Below are 14,856 nucleotides of genomic sequence, written 5' to 3'. Positions count from 1 at the left end.
AATATGGTCCTTTCGCCGGATGTGGGTTTGCTCGTGGAGAAGGATATAGCGCCTTTCCTGGTCGGAAAGTCCGGAGGGAAGATATATTTTAGGATGGATGAGGCCCATGACAAAGGGAGTTTCCAATCCTTCTCCCAAATAAATATTCTCCTCGTCTTGGATAGAAAATTGAAGGTTCCTATGTAAAATGGCCAATTTTACCATGCTGTAGATCAGCAATATTCCAATACCCACAATCCAAATGAGGCTTCCCGCCCATACCAGCACCTGCATGGGGCTGACACTGGCTCCTACCTCCACTGGGGCGGGAAGCGCCTGATTGACCGCCTGGTCGATCAATCGGATTCCAGTGTCGATTTCAGGTGTGGGGGAATCCAGAATATTCGTTGGTATTGGCTCCGCGTTTGTGGGAAGCAGGCTCAGCACGCTTTCAAAAGAAAAAGGGAAAGCCAATCGGAGAAGGACAACGCTCCAAAGCCCATAGGAATAAATCTTAGGCGCCCGTTTCAGGCATAGACGAACCACCAACACAAACAGTATCACAAAGCTTGCCGTAAAGCTCATATTGAGCACCTGTAAGAAAACCTGCTCCAACACCTTTACCCCTCCTTATACCCCTCAATCAAGGATTCCAGTTCTCTAATTTCTTCTTCGCTTAGTTTGTTGCGCCGGGTAAACGCCGCTAAAAACTGTGGAAGGGATCCGTCAAACGTCTCTTTCAAAAATTCTTCTCCCTGGATGGCCTGAAAGTCCTCTTTGCTCATGAGGGCTCTGACGGTGCCTTCCCTGTTTTCAAAGATTTTTCGGTTGCAAAGCCGCTTGAGCATGGTATACGTGGTGGATTTTTTCCAGCGAAATTTTTCTTCGCATAGCCGTACCAGTTCCCCTGACGGAACTGGTTCATGTTCCCAGATAATCTCTGCGAATTTCTGCTCCATTTCCCCTAGTTTGTACCGCTCCATTCTTTCTCCTCCTTTGATCTAATATCATTCGACCCATCGATTTTAGTCTATCATAATTAGACCAAACTGTCAACAGTCCAATTTGCCTGAGAAAGTTGTCCTGACTACTTATTAAAATCAGACAACTTTTTCCATCAATTTTTTGGTCATATAAAAACATTAAAACGTTTTTGCGCATATTGACAAAAATTACAAACAAGCCCTCCTTGAATTGATTTTATTGGCTAAAAATTTAATACTTACTATAAGTGTATTAAACACAATTTTTCTAAAAAGAAGGGAAGATAATTGGAGAAGAAGAAAAGTATTTGGGCGAGGCTGACAGCCTTGCTCCTATCGCTCTCGCTGGTCGCAGGTATCAGCGCCTGGGCCATCGACGTTCCCACTGCGGAGCAGGCTGTTGACAGCGATTACAAAACGCTGTCAACTGACGCACCAGAGGGATTTACCACCAATTTGACCGGATGGCACGCTGTCACGGGAACATGGGAAGAAACCGCAGACGGTGTCCGAGGAAACAACAAGGGACTCGACGGCTACTACCTCAGCGATGTGGCCTATACTCCGGGAGAACCGTTTTCCTATGAAGTTTCCTTTACCCTCAACGACAACAGTACGGTAGCTGGTATTATCTTCGGCGTTCAAGATCCAGCCAATCCAGTAGGGCATTTTTATAGCCTCAATGTGGACAAGGGCCGCAATGACTCCCGCATTTTCTGGAATGGCGGCGGCTCCGGCTTCTGGGATACGTCCCGCCAGCTCACCCCCGCGGAGGCGGGTCTTACCGAAATGACCCTGCGCATTGACTATGACGGTACTGATACCCTTTCGGCATATCTCAATGACATTTTTGTCGCTTCTCAGTCGGGAGTTGTTCTTCCCGGCGGTTATTTCGGCCTCAACACCTTTTATAGTGATGTAACTTATCACAGCGCCATGCTGACCGAGTATCCAGAAGAGAGCAATTTTGTCAGCAATCTCTCTGATCTGACCTATACCGGCGGTCAGTGGACAGAAACCAAGGATGGCCTGCGCGCCACCATGTCCAGCGACGCATTTGCCATTGCGGGAGAGAATATCGATGGTCCCTTTGTCTTTGAAGGGGATATGACCATGATTTCCGGCGTTGCCATGGGTGTCATCTTTCAGGCGCAAAGTGAAAATCCTGGCGCAACCGGCGGCTATTGTATCAATTTCGACCTCTCCACCGGCGCCTTGGCCCAGCAATTCCGTATTTTTGAGTATCCTTGGCAGGGCAGCTTGGTCAGCGATCTGGCCAAAAACAGATTTGTGGAAGCTGGGATCACTCCTGAAGCAGGCAAAACCTATCATTTTAAACTACAGTATAACGACGGAAAAATCAGCTACACCTTCGGCGGTGTAGAAATTTTCAATGAAATTGTGGATCTGGATACTACTCAGTTGTATACCAATGGCCGTGTTGGCGTCATGGGACACAATGCCATTGTCCAGTTCCAGAATCTACAGCTCACCACCGGTTCCTGGGATACAGAACTGAGCAACCTCTCGGTGGAATCCAGTATTGCACAGTATGATGATGGCCAGAATTTCTATTTCCTCGTGGAGGATGGTACCGATCTGACCAATATTGCTCCCACCTTCCAGCTCTCCGATGGCGCTGTATGCGATAAAGCTTCCGGCCAGGCTCAGGATTTCTCCCAGCCGGTCACTTATCTCGTAACAGCCGCTAATGGTACACAGAAAGAATATACCGTTACGATCTTTACCCCTTCGACTGCCAGCGCGGCTGACAAGGAGGCGGCAGCTGCCATAGAAGAGCAGATTGACAGCCTGCCCGAAATTGTAACACCGGCTAACAAAGAGGACATCCTCGAGGTGTATGACGCCTATGAGGCGCTCTCCCCCATCCAGAAGCTTCTGGTTTCTAATAGGTCGATCCTGTTAGAAAAAACAGAGCAAGCCCAGCGTTTGACCCAGCCCATCCGTGTTCTCTGCGTGGGCGACAGCATCACGGAGGGCTATGGTTCCTCCGACTTTAACCGTTATTCCTATCCCGCACAGCTCCAGCAGATCCTAGGCGATGACTACCTGGTTTACAACGCTGGTGTGGGCGGATCTAACGCTATCGATGGAGGTCAGCTTTCCTACCGGAAGGTGGACCGCTATGAGCTTGGCAAAGCCTTTGACCCCGATATTGTCATCCTCATGCTAGGTACCAACGATGGTATCGACTGGGTATGGGAAAACGAGGGATATAAATTCAAAGGCGATTATACTGCTTTAGCTCAGGAATACATGAATCTTCCCTCTCAGCCCAAGGTATTTTTGGCTCTGCCCATGACAAGCTACGGTGCTGAACCTCAAAAGACCTATATCCATGAAGAAATTGTCCCCACCATTGAGGAAATCGGTCAGGAATTGGGATTGGATGTCATTGATATGCACTCCTTCTCCGCTGGGCATCCCGAGTGGTTCCCCGATACCATCCATCCCAATGATGGAGCTTACACCCTTATCGCAGAGGAGTTTGCCAAATATATTCGCGGACTAGCTTCCGCAGAACTAGCTTCCATCTCCCTAGATGGCGAAGCGCTGGCTGATTTCTCCTCCGATGACTATTCCTATGACATTGTCCTTGACCGTGGCGAAAGCATGCCTGAAATCACTGCAACCGCCACCAGCAAGGATGCTCAGATCAACATCACCACTTCCTCCGATACTCTGCCGGCAACCGTGACCATCTCCGTCACCTCCGGGGATCACAGAGGATATCAGGAATATGTGCTGCACTTCTGCGAAACTGCCCAGACCCTCCAGGAAGCAGCAGATGCTGCCAAGCAGGCTCTTTCCCAGTATGAGGCCGCCAATGAGACCACTGCGGATGACCTGATGGCGCTGGTAGCAGGATGCATCGAAAATGAGCTAATCTCTGCCCAGTGGACAGAAGACTTTGCCCTGACAGAAGCAACCGCTACCCAGCCTGGTTCTATCACTGGCGTCATTACCCTTACTTTGAACGGCGAGTCTATAGAAATCCCCGTCCAGCTTGCCATTCCTGCACTGGGCGGCGGTGAACCCCCCGAAGAACCCAATCAGCCGGAGGAGCACCCGTCCATTCCCGGTGGCAGCGAAAGCGATTGGCATTGGCCCGACACTGATGGGCAGGATAATCAGCATACCACCAGCGGAGATAAGGAAAACCCGGTAACCGGAGATATTGCTTATCCCATCGTTGCCATGGTTCTTCTTCTCGGAGCTGCTACCGCAGTCACCCTGACCCGGCGTAAATAAAAGCACATAAAAAACAGGAGGCAAAAGCCTCCTGTTTTTTATGCTCTTTTACTTTGCCAGATGCTCCCGGAGTCTTTGCATATTCTCCACAACACCACTGTCCGGTCGATAGATACTAGCGGTACCCAAAACAAAAACATTGGCGCCACAGCGCTGTGCTTTTTTCGCGTTTTCGAAGGAGATGTTTCCGTCGACCTCCAGCATAGCATCCTGACGGCCGGCTCGATCCAAAAGCGCTCTGGCCCTCCGGATCTTATCCTCCATCTGGATATTGATATCCTGTTTTGCTCCGTGACCCGCATTACAGTTGAGGATTAAAGCCATGTCCAGCAAAGGCGCTACTTCTTCAATGAGACAAAGGGAAGTACCGGGATTGAGCGCTACGGAAGGTTTTCCTCCCGCAGTCTTGATTTCCTTGAGGAGATTTTGCAGTTCCTTGGTAACCTCCGCGTGGATACTTACATAACAGTCTTTGCATATGGGGAGCAGGGTGTCGATAAAACGTTCCGGACGGTCCACCATGACATGGATGTCTACCGGTATTTGGGTTGCTCTTTTTATCATGGGGACTAGCATGGGAGGTAACATCGTCGTCTTGGTGAAGGTGGTATCCATAATGTCAAAGTGGATCAAATCCGCCTGGGCTTCCTTATAAATTCGGATTTCTCGCTCCAGGTTTAAAAGATCACCGCACATAATGGATGGGGCTAGTAAATCTTTCATAGAATCCTCCTATCTTTCTGCCGCGCGCTCGAAAAACACATACAGTCCAGCGCCCAAAACGCCGCTTTGGGCACTGTGCCGTGTGAACACCAATTTGCAGGACTCTGCTGGCAGCGGATGACGCATATGTTCCCTGGCCGCTTCATCCAGTAGATCCCACGGAAATTCCGGCATATCGGTGACGCCTCCGGCCACAAAAATCAGGTCGGGATCCAGGATATTGGCCACCTGGGTAATGGGGATCGCCATGTCGGTTACAAATTGCCGGATTCGTCTTTCCTCCTTCTTTTTCTCAAAAATCTGGTGAAAAGGAATCTCTGGATAATATAAGCCCGCAATTTTTTCCAAGTATTTTCCGCCGCACCGCAATCCAGCGCATCCAGTGTTTCCACAGACATCTCTTTCTTCCAGCCCATAAAGAGGATTGTGACCGATTTCCCCAGCTACCCCGCTGGCGCCATCATAAAAGCTGCCGTGGATAAAAAACGCATTGGCCACCGCTGATCCAAAATAGAGTCCGACCAGCATCTCCATCTTATTTGTGTCAATGATGTCCTTGTGGCAGTACATGTCACTATAGAGTAGAAAATTGGCGTCTCGGTCCAGATAGACCGGAAGGCCCAGCTGTTGCTCCAATATCTGCTTTAACTCAATTCCCGAAAAGCCGGAAAGATAGGGAGCGCTAAATACTTGGCGCTTATCTTTACTCACCGTTCCGGGAATACCGATAGCGATCGCCTCCACCTGGCCTTCCAGCTGGTGCTGAGCTAGATATTGCCTGATATCTTCAATCAGGTTGGCCGGTCCATCCCCCTCCCGAAGGTTTTGGCTGGACTTTTTCTCGAAGTGTTCCACCTGGCCCTCTGGAGTGACCGCCCCCAAACGAAGGTGGGTCCCCCCAATGTCAATACCGATGGCAAAAGGTTTCATGGATTCTCCTCCTTTTGCTTTTATTCCAAGTTGGCGTGACGCTTCATGATGGACTTGTCTGTCAATTGAAGCCCGGCCCGGTCGGCCAGACAGATCACCAAGGCGTCGCCTAAAAGCAACATGCTTTGTTCAAACATATTGCCTCCCGGCTGTACCGAAACCGCTCCGCTCTCCCTGTCGCTTTTGCCAGTGACGCCGGGAATGTGGACGACAATATCAGCTAGCTTACCCAAGGTAGAGTCGGGATAAATGGTCATGAGGGCGATCTTAACGCCCAGAGCTTTGGCCTTTTTTGCCATGGAAACCAAGGAGCTAGTCTCCCCGGAGCCGGAGCCGATGACAAGAAGATCTCCCGGCTCAATGGCTGGGGTGACGGTCTCACCAACCACATAGGAGGTAAGTCCTAGATGCATCAGCCGCATGGCCAGTCCCCGGATCATCAGGAGAGAACGCCCGCAGGCGGCGGAAAAAATCCGGTTGGCTCCCAAAATGGCTTCCATCAGCTTTTCCACAGCATCCCGATCAATCTTGCTCAAATTCTCCGCCAACTCATTGGCAATGGCAACGCTTGTCTCTATGCAGTCTTTCATGCTCATTCTCCTTTAATAATTGCCTGGTAGCTCTCCACTGCCTGGCGCAGATCGGGAGCGCTGGTCAGAGCACTGCCCACAATGCCTACATCCGCGCCCAATTCCTTGACCTTACCAATGGTTCCCAGGTTGATCCCCCCCGCGGCGGCTATTTTGGCATTTTTGACCACTTCCGAGATCTGCCGCAGCTCTTCATAGGGGGTTTTCCCCAGCCCCTGGACATCAGAGGCGGTGTGTACGCCGATATAGTCTACCCCCATGGCGTCCAGCTCTTTTGCACGCGCCACCACATCGGGAACGCTGAGCATATCCACATAAATTTCTCGTCCCGCTTTGTGGGCGGCGTCTCGGGCGCCCATGATGGTCTGGTCGGAAGCGATGGCCAGTACCGTGACTATGTCCGCGCCAGCATCCACCGCATATCCGGATTCAATGGCCCCTCCATCGGCAATCTTGACATCTGCCAGGACCGTCACCTGGGGGAACTTTTCCTTCATAGCCTTTACCGGCGCCATTCCCTCTTTTACAATCATGGGGGTGCCGATCTCCACAATGTCGATGATGTCCTGGATTTTTTCCACCATTTTCAAGGCGGTGTTTGTATCTACCAAGTCAAGTGCAATCTGTAATTTCATCATTTTCCCTCCTTATCCTTTATCCCTCATAGAGTGTGTCGATTGCATCCCCATATGGTTCCGGATTCCAAAGATATTCAAACTGCTCCGGATTTTCCTTATAGGCTGTGTACAAAGGCTTATTAAATTGAATCCCTAATTTTCCACATTCCCTAGGCCGCGCAATCTCTAACTGAGGCAGGTCCTTATAGCGGCTATTGGGGACAAAGACCAACTGTCCGTCCACCTTTAGAAGATACATGCCAAAGCCATGCATCCTCCCAATGGGCTCATAGTGGAGCGGACAAGGTACCGACAGGTTGCCAAATGCCATAGGGCCTTCCCCTACGTTAATAACACAGTGGGCGGTAAAGGAAGGGACCACGACCTTTTCTCCCTCGTGAAGGAAAAAGGCCCGAAGTCGTTCCACCTGTAAGGGTCCCCTTTCATCCAGAAAACCATGGGACTGCTGCATCAAAAATACCGCTTTCCCGCAGAGCACCTCATATACCTCTGGCAAGGTACTGGTATGTCCCTGGGGCAAACCATGATAGTGGCCAGAGTTTTTCCGGCACTCATATCCCATTAAGCCCGGCATTAATACGGTGATCCCGTTGGTCATCTGCCGCTGTTGGAACACCGGCGCATCTTGGCTTGTCCAGATATTTTGGTAAAATGTATAGCAGTGCTCATTGTCATCCGCTTCCCCTTCGTTGTAGGCAAGATGCTTGATACCGCTGAAATTCTTCGCCGCAGCGCTCTCACAGAGGATATCCTTCCCAAGGCGTACTTCTCCGTTTTTTTCATCAATGGAAATGGGCAGGCCAAAATTTAACTGTCTCATTTCTTTCCTTCTTTCCCCATTGTTTATTTTGCAGATTTCCCTTTGAACAGCCGGTCAACGGTGACGGCAATGATAATCAATGCACCGGTGACAATCTGCTGATAGTAAGAGCTGACGCCCAGCATATTGAGTCCATTATTGATGGTACCGATAATCAAGCCACCTACCACTACCGTGGGGATCTTTCCACGGCCTCCAAAGAAGCTGGTACCGCCGATGATAGCTGAGGCAATGGCGAAGGTTTCATAGCCTTGGCCTGCCAGCGGTTCCGCTGAGCCGATACGGGCGGTATAGACGATGCCCGCCAGACCAAAGCAAACACCGCAGAGGGTATGTACGATCAAAGTATACCATTTTGTATGGATGCCAGAAAACCATGCGGCCTCTTTATTGCCGCCCAAAGCGTAGATATTGCGTCCCATGACCGTCTTAGATGAGAAAAACCACAGGATGGCAGCCAGGATAAGGGCAATCAGGATGGTACTGGGGATGACGTCTCCCAGCCAACCTCCCATCGCGTCCTTAAAGGACTGAGGGAATCCATAAACTGAGGTTGCATTCGAAACAATCAGGGTAATGCCCCGAAAGATTGATTGGGTACCCAAGGTAATGACAAAGGGATGCAGGCCGGTAACGTTAATCAACAGCCCGTTAAAAATACCGCACAAAGCACCTGCCAAAATGCCTATCAATACCGCCACATACCAGGGCATGATGTCCAGTACGATCAGTTTGGCGGTAATCATCCCCACCAAGCCCATGACAGAGCCTACTGACAGGTCAATACCGGCAATCAGGATAGCGAAAAATTCTCCGCAGGCAATGATAATATTAATCGAGCTTTGAATACCAATCTGCACCAGGTTACTGGGAGAAATAAACTGAGAGGGTCCAAACAGCGCTATAAAAAAGATGAGCAATATGAGGATAACCAGGGTGCCAAATCTATCCCAATAAAGCGAAAGCTTTTTTTGCAAATTATGATTCATATCTTTCACCGCACTCTCTTTCTATTTAATTGGCCGCAACCGCCATAATTTTTTCTTCCGTTGCTTCTTCTCCATCAAAAATGGCCGCGATTTCCCCTCTGTTGAATACTACGATTCTGTCGCAGAGCATCAAAAGCTCGGGTAGCTCGGAGGAAACCATGATGATGCCTTTTCCCTCATCTGCAAGGCCCCGCATGATTTGATAAATCTCGCTCTTGGCGCCGATGTCAATGCCACGGGTAGGTTCATCAAAAATCATCAGATTCGACTCGGACGCCAGCCATTTTCCCACAATGACCTTCTGCTGATTTCCACCGGAAAGGGAAAGGACCATTTGGTCTACGCCGGTACAGCGGATGGAGAGATCCTTTTTCTGTTTGAGGGCTATCTCCCGTTCCTTCTTGGTGTGAATCAGTCCAGAAAGTCCCGCCAGGGAGGTGCGCTTGATATTGTAAACCGTGGCGATGTTTTTGGTAATATCAAAGTTGTCAAATAGTCCTGTTTCTCGACGGCTCTCCGTAATAAAAGCCATTCCCTTTTTTACCGCTTGGTACGGGGAACGCACCTGGATTTCTTCACCGTCTAGCCATACTTTGCCTTCCTTCATCTTTTCGGCGCCGAATAGGGTGTTCATCAGCTCAGTCCGTCCAGAACCTACCAATCCGGCAAAGCCCAGAATTTCTCCTTTATAAAGTTCAAAGCTGATGTTTCGTACCTTTTCGTCATCCCGGGTGACGTTTTCTACCTTAAGGGCCACTTCTGGCGCCGGTTCCCCATCCGCTTTGGGTCGGCGCAGGATTTGATACGCTAGTTCCCTGCCCACCATGAGGGAGACGATTTGGTTTTCGTCCTTGACATCCTTCATATCCATGGTGGTGACCCGCTTGCCGTCCTTGAGGATGGTGACACGGTCTCCGATTGCCCGGGTTTCGCTCATCTTGTGGGAGATATAGATGATCCCTACGCCTTTTTCCTTGAGGCTCCGGATAACGGCAAAAAGCTGCTCAGTCTCTTCAGCACTTAAAGAGGAGGTAGGCTCATCCATCACCAAAATTTTCGCGTCACTGGCCAGCGCTTTGGCAATTTCCACCTGCTGTTTTTCGCTGATGGAAAGTTCACTGACCAGTGTCAGGGGATCATGGTGGCAGCCAACTTGACCGAGCAGCTCCTTTGCCCGATTGATCATTTCTTTCCGATTGACAATGGGGAAAAATCCCCCTAGCTTTTTGACCGGTAGCTTGCCGATAAACAGGTTCTCTGCAATGGTTAGCTCATTGATAACGCTCAGTTCCTGATAGATAATCGCAATTTTATTTTCTTGGGAAAGCTGCGGTGTCAGGGATTTGTATTCTTTTTCCCCAATACGGATAATCCCTTCCGTAGGGGTATAAACACCGCTGAGTATTTTCATCAATGTGGATTTCCCGGCGCCATTTTCTCCCAACAGCAGATGAACTTCTCCCGGGCGTAAATCCAAATCGATCTCACTCAGCGCCCTGACAGCTGGAAACAGCTTGGTAATTCCCTTCATTTCGACGAGATTTTCCATATGCCTTTTCCCTTTCTGTGAAGTGCCTCCTTCTGGGTAAAATCCAAAAGGAGGCACTCTGCGTTTACTTCTTATTCTTCTACACTATTATCGATACTCTTCTACATTTTCCCGATTGATGATGTAGGAATCCAACAGGACATTTTCCATCTCATAGTCCATGCCGCCCTCTTCACCGCTGCGGATGAACTCTACCAACATCTCCAAACAGGTAGCGCCGATGACATCCGGCTTCTGCGCTGCTGTACCGGCCATGTGGCCGCTGGCAATGGATTCAATGGCCTCGGAATTGCCGTCAGTACCTACAACAAAGACCTGATCGCCAAGGTTTAGGTTATCCACAGCCTGTTGCGCGCCCAGGGCCATGGTATCATTGCAGCAATAGATGCCGGTTACATCTGGATTTACACTCAGGAGATTGGTGGTGGCATCCATGGCTTTCTGGCGGTCCCAGTCACAAGGCTGGGAGGCAACGACCTCGATGCCGGCCTCGGTCAAAACGTTGGTACAGCCTTCTTTTCTGGATTCACTGGAAAGGTTGCCTGCCATACCTTCGATGATAATGGCTTTACCGCTGTTTCCCATGCATTGTGCCAGATACTCTCCGGCCTGTTCCCCTGTGACCACATAGTCGGTGGTGCAATAGCCTACCAGCCAGCCGCCAGCTGCTGCCAGTTCCTCTTCGTTAAAGCTCTGGTCCAAGTCAACCACGGGGATACCTTTTTCACATGCGGCGGCCACACCGTTGATCAGGTTGGTGTCGGTAATAGGCGCTACACCAATGCCGTCATAATCGCCGGATACCATGTCTTCCAGCATCTGTAGCTGTCCGCCGGTATCGCTTTCAGAGGCCGCGGCCATGATTTCCACATCAACTCCCAGTTCCTCTGCTTTGGCCTTAATACCATCAGCCATATCCACCCAGTATTCGCTGGCCAAGGTCTTTAAGACAATACCGATTTTCAACCGCTCTCCATCACCCGATGAAGTGGATGCGGATGAGTCAGAAGCTGACTGACTGCTTCCATCGCCGCTTCCGCTGCATCCTGCCAAGCAGCCGATGAAAAGCGCTACCACGAGTAAAACTGACAATACCTTTTTCATAAATATACCCTTCCTTCGCATTGCTCTAAATTTTTCTTCCCAATAAAACGCTGACTTATTTTCCCTCCCTTCCCTTGGTTGTATCTACTGTATTGACAACCACATTGTGTTCCTCTAAATACTCCCTGACATTTTGCGGAATCTTCGTATCCGTATAAACCGCATAGACGTCGTCCGCTGGGAACTGGGCCAGCGTCCCCTGCCGGGAGAATTTATTCGATTCGGTAAGGATGATCGTCTTCTTGGCTTGTTTCGACATCACCCGAATTGTTTCCACCCTCATAATGTCTTTTCCCGTAAAATATCCATTCGGGGTAAAACCATCCGTCCCAGTATAAAACTTATCCACATAAAAATTGGTCGCGGCCTGGCACATAATAGGCCCGACAGTTACCATAGGCTCCATGAGCAGAGAGCCTCCCAGCAAGACAACATTGTTGGAGGTGGCCGGCCGGATGTAATTCGCGATATAAACAGAATTGGTGATGATGGTCACATTTTTTCTTTTCTGCACGATTTGTTCCGCCAGCAGTGTACAGCAGGATCCGGATTCGATCATGACAACCTCGCCATTTTCGATCATTTCCGCAGCCTGCGCCGCGATCAACGACTTCTGGTAATAATGGTAGGCCAATCGGTTGGTAATATCGTCCTCCGCGTCAAGCTCCGCCGTACCGTGCTGACGGCGGATGAGACCTTTGCTCTCCAAAAAGTCAAGGTCTTTGCGGATGGTAACCTGGGTCACGTTCATGAGTTCCGCCAGCTTGATGACTTCTACCTTTTTTTCTTCTGAAATAATATTTAAAATCCGGGTCTGTCTTTCTGTCATCTTTTTTTCTCCCATAGGAATCATAATCCATCTCTTTCCTTTTCTATGTTCAAAACAACATTCTTTTATTTTCGTTTGAAAGTATTTTTATTTCTTTTATTCTATGTCAACATTATATTTAGCTATAAATTCACTGTCAATAGAAAAAACCGTTTTTTGTATAATTGCTGTAATTTTTTATCCCCTTTTGTGCATTCAGCTAAATGCACAAAAATAATCAACATTTCACCATATTATATCACCTTTCTATTTGTCTGAATTTCTTTTTATAGGGTTTTCCCGAATAAAAAAAACCAGCCTTCACAGCTGGTTTTTTCCTCTCTGCAATTAGGTCATATTGGCGAAGCGCTCCACCGCCTTCGTAAAGTTGGCAATGGTCTGATCCGCGTCTCCATGTTCGATTCCATCCCTGACACAGTGCTGGATGTGCCCTTCCAGCACCACCTGTCCTACCCGGTGGAGTGCTGACTTTGCCGCATTAATCTGCGCCAAAACATCTTCACAAGGCACATCTTCATCTACCATTCGGTCGATGGCCTGCACTTGGCCGATGATCTTTTTTAGCCGCCGGTGCAAATTATCCGCATCCATACATTGTCTCACTGCTACACCTCCTATACCACAAGGGGCATATGTATTATTATCCGGTGAAAATCAGCTTTTGTCAAGCAATTCCTAAGTCAAGCCTTTGGTAAAGAGTCGAAAATAACAGAATGAACTTTACTAAAACAAGCTGATAGTTTTCGGATAACTTTACTGAATATTATAAACATCTATCATAAATCTTTTATCTTTCTACGAATTCATATAAAATAGTGATAAATGGTGTGCCTGAAAAAGGAGGTAAAAAAATGACGGTCACCATTGGAAAAGAAGAAATAGGAGGTACGAAAAAACATGAGAAGAAGATTTTCCAAATCTATAGCTGGGAAACTTACCGCATTTGTGATGGCAATTCTTATTGCCTGCTCATCCATGGGGACTGGGTTGGTTTTCGCCATTGATGTCCCCCAGCCAGCATCAGCCCCTGCCGCGCAGGGTGAAACAGGACCGCTGGGAAACTGGACCGGCCCCAACATGTCCTATGATGAACCATCTAACACCTTGACCCTAGAGGATACTGGAGCCAACAATTTTGCAGTTTCTGGCACCAGCGCCAAAGCATTTGTATATGAAGCGGACATTACCCTTCAATCGAGTGCTATGAATCTTAATTTGGCCGGTTTCCTCTTCGGCGTCACCAACAAGGAAAATCCCGCCACCTATTGGGGCGCCGTCCATTTAGGCCCCAACAGTGTCCGTATTTTTATTGAACAGGATCTCACCGGTTTCGATAAAACCGCCATCCTGGACCAGCCTATCTCGGTCGGCGAAACGGTACATATCAAACTGGAAGTAGGCACCGACAAGGTATTTAAAGTCTATGTCCGGGATATGGAGACCCCAAAAATCACCATGCCGGCCTATGAAAAATATAACGGCGGATATGTTGGATTTGCCAGCTGCGCAACGGCCGCCAAATTCGAAAACATCCAGTTTACCGACAATACACCTCCCGTCGTCCCCAACTTCGAGACCAATCTGGAAAATTGGCAGGGCGAAACCGGCACATGGAACGAAACTGAAAACGGTTATCAGGGTGTAGGAGACGGCAACTGTGCGGCTTTCAGCACCACTTCTGCTTCTGATTTTATCTATGACGCAGATGTAACCTTTGTGGGCGGCGCCTGTGCAGGTGGACTTATTTTCCGTTCCGCTGAGGATCACCACGTCTATTATCTTGCCACCATGGTTAAGGGCAGAGATATCCGCCTGCTCAAATTTAATCAGAATAGCGCGGGGCAGGTCATCAATGAACGCCACGTAGGCGGTCCCTATAACCTAACGGAAAATAAGGAGACCTATCACCTGCGTGTGGTATGCAGCGGGCCATCTATCAACCTGTATGTGGATGATCAGTTGGCTATCACTGCTTCTGACGACGAATGCTTGTCAGGAGTCTTTGGCCTGAATCTGTCCGGCTCCACACTTATGTTCCAGAACGTCAACTATCAGCCACTGGATTCTGAATCCCTAGCTTCTCTTTCTGGCCTGGAAAGCCCGGATTTTCAACTGCTTCCCGCCTTTTCTCCCGACGTCTATGAATATGCCGGACAGGTCCCCTATGAGACAGATTCCATTTCTCTGACTCCTACGGTATCCGGCAGTGGGTCGGTAACCATCAATGGAGAACCGGCGCAGGTAGGACAGGCAACCGCCATCCCCCTCGAGGTGGGAGATAACACCCTGACCATCCATGTCAAAGATGAGGATACCGGGTTTATTTCCATTACCACATTGATTATCAAGAGGAAAGGGGATCCTCAGACCTCCTATCTTGAGAAATATCGCTCTCAGTTCCACTTCTCTCCTGAGATCAAGCGGCTCAATGATCCCAATGGACTGATCT

Annotated in this window: 14 protein-coding genes; 2 read left to right on the top strand and 12 right to left on the bottom strand. The window is 49.1% G+C overall.

The annotated features are described in order from the left end of the window. Positions 1-597 (bottom strand): M56 family metallopeptidase (locus ACZ25G_RS01265; RefSeq protein WP_463681265.1); only part of this gene is annotated, 597 nt, incomplete at its 3' end. Between the two features lie 2 nt (positions 598-599). Further along, positions 600-962, bottom strand: a complete 363-nt coding sequence (locus ACZ25G_RS01260; protein WP_463681264.1) for a BlaI/MecI/CopY family transcriptional regulator — start codon at positions 960-962, stop codon at positions 600-602. Between the two features lie 327 nt (positions 963-1,289). Between ACZ25G_RS01260 and ACZ25G_RS01255 the strand changes: the two genes are divergently transcribed. Beyond that, entirely contained in the window at positions 1,290-4,235 is a 2,946-nt protein-coding gene (locus ACZ25G_RS01255; protein WP_463681263.1) for a GDSL-type esterase/lipase family protein, read from the top strand. A 48-nt stretch (positions 4,236-4,283) separates the two neighbouring features. Here ACZ25G_RS01255 and ACZ25G_RS01250 read toward each other — a convergent pair whose 3' ends face one another. The 10 genes from ACZ25G_RS01250 to ACZ25G_RS01205 all read right to left on the bottom strand — a co-directional run bounded on the left by ACZ25G_RS01250 (position 4,284) and on the right by ACZ25G_RS01205 (position 13,010). Then, positions 4,284-4,958 carry a ribulose-phosphate 3-epimerase gene (locus tag ACZ25G_RS01250; RefSeq protein ID WP_463681262.1) on the bottom strand — a complete coding sequence of 225 codons (675 nt, stop codon included), beginning with the start codon at positions 4,956-4,958 and terminating at the stop codon, positions 4,284-4,286. Positions 4,959-4,967: 9 nt separating this feature from the next. Then, positions 4,968-5,888, bottom strand: a complete 921-nt coding sequence (gene alsK, locus ACZ25G_RS01245; RefSeq protein WP_463681261.1) for an allose kinase — start codon at positions 5,886-5,888, stop codon at positions 4,968-4,970. A 20-nt stretch (positions 5,889-5,908) separates the two neighbouring features. Next, positions 5,909-6,478: a 6-phospho-3-hexuloisomerase gene (hxlB, locus tag ACZ25G_RS01240; RefSeq protein WP_463681260.1), complete on the bottom strand. Its 570-nt coding sequence runs from the start codon at positions 6,476-6,478 to the stop codon at positions 5,909-5,911. Positions 6,479-6,480: 2 nt separating this feature from the next. Next, complete coding sequence (gene hxlA / locus ACZ25G_RS01235) at positions 6,481-7,113, bottom strand: 3-hexulose-6-phosphate synthase (protein ID WP_463681259.1); 633 nt, start codon at positions 7,111-7,113, stop codon at positions 6,481-6,483. Between the two features lie 19 nt (positions 7,114-7,132). Beyond that, a complete protein-coding gene (locus ACZ25G_RS01230; RefSeq protein WP_463681258.1) occupies positions 7,133-7,936 on the bottom strand; it encodes a glucose-6-phosphate isomerase family protein in 804 nt (267 codons plus the stop codon). A gap of 23 nt (positions 7,937-7,959) precedes the next feature. After that, a complete protein-coding gene (gene alsC / locus ACZ25G_RS01225) occupies positions 7,960-8,925 on the bottom strand; it encodes a D-allose ABC transporter permease (protein WP_191482649.1) in 966 nt (321 codons plus the stop codon). Between the two features lie 25 nt (positions 8,926-8,950). Then, complete coding sequence (locus tag ACZ25G_RS01220) at positions 8,951-10,474, bottom strand: sugar ABC transporter ATP-binding protein (protein ID WP_463681257.1); 1,524 nt, start codon at positions 10,472-10,474, stop codon at positions 8,951-8,953. 87 nt (positions 10,475-10,561) lie between these two features. Beyond that, complete coding sequence (locus tag ACZ25G_RS01215) at positions 10,562-11,578, bottom strand: sugar ABC transporter substrate-binding protein (protein WP_463681256.1); 1,017 nt, start codon at positions 11,576-11,578, stop codon at positions 10,562-10,564. A gap of 55 nt (positions 11,579-11,633) precedes the next feature. Continuing rightward, positions 11,634-12,407, bottom strand: coding sequence for a DeoR/GlpR family DNA-binding transcription regulator (locus ACZ25G_RS01210; protein ID WP_191510254.1), 774 nt, complete (start codon positions 12,405-12,407; stop codon positions 11,634-11,636). A gap of 327 nt (positions 12,408-12,734) precedes the next feature. Continuing rightward, on the bottom strand, positions 12,735-13,010 hold the full coding sequence (locus ACZ25G_RS01205) for a metal-sensing transcriptional repressor (RefSeq protein WP_191482645.1): 276 nt from the start codon (positions 13,008-13,010) through the stop codon (positions 12,735-12,737). A 294-nt stretch (positions 13,011-13,304) separates the two neighbouring features. On the opposite strand from ACZ25G_RS01205, the gene ACZ25G_RS01200 reads away from it, so the two are divergent. Continuing rightward, the coding region (locus ACZ25G_RS01200; RefSeq protein ID WP_463681255.1) for a cadherin-like beta sandwich domain-containing protein at positions 13,305-14,856 on the top strand (1,552 nt) is incomplete at its 3' end.

The organism is Zongyangia sp. (genome assembly GCF_965361945.1).
Note: the sequence above shows the minus strand (reverse complement) of the source record. Positions and strands in the feature narration are given on the sequence as shown.

Coding starts and splice junctions, on each gene's coding strand:
- ACZ25G_RS01260 (WP_463681264.1), bottom strand. CDS start 962: ATGGAGCGGTACAAACTAGGGGAAATGGAGCAGAAATTCGCAGAGATT.
- ACZ25G_RS01250 (WP_463681262.1), bottom strand. CDS start 4,958: ATGAAAGATTTACTAGCCCCATCCATTATGTGCGGTGATCTTTTAAAC.
- alsK (WP_463681261.1), bottom strand. CDS start 5,888: ATGAAACCTTTTGCCATCGGTATTGACATTGGGGGGACCCACCTTCGT.
- hxlB (WP_463681260.1), bottom strand. CDS start 6,478: ATGAAAGACTGCATAGAGACAAGCGTTGCCATTGCCAATGAGTTGGCG.
- hxlA (WP_463681259.1), bottom strand. CDS start 7,113: ATGAAATTACAGATTGCACTTGACTTGGTAGATACAAACACCGCCTTG.
- ACZ25G_RS01230 (WP_463681258.1), bottom strand. CDS start 7,936: ATGAGACAGTTAAATTTTGGCCTGCCCATTTCCATTGATGAAAAAAAC.
- alsC (WP_191482649.1), bottom strand. CDS start 8,925: ATGAATCATAATTTGCAAAAAAAGCTTTCGCTTTATTGGGATAGATTT.
- ACZ25G_RS01220 (WP_463681257.1), bottom strand. CDS start 10,474: ATGGAAAATCTCGTCGAAATGAAGGGAATTACCAAGCTGTTTCCAGCT.
- ACZ25G_RS01215 (WP_463681256.1), bottom strand. CDS start 11,578: ATGAAAAAGGTATTGTCAGTTTTACTCGTGGTAGCGCTTTTCATCGGC.
- ACZ25G_RS01210 (WP_191510254.1), bottom strand. CDS start 12,407: ATGACAGAAAGACAGACCCGGATTTTAAATATTATTTCAGAAGAAAAA.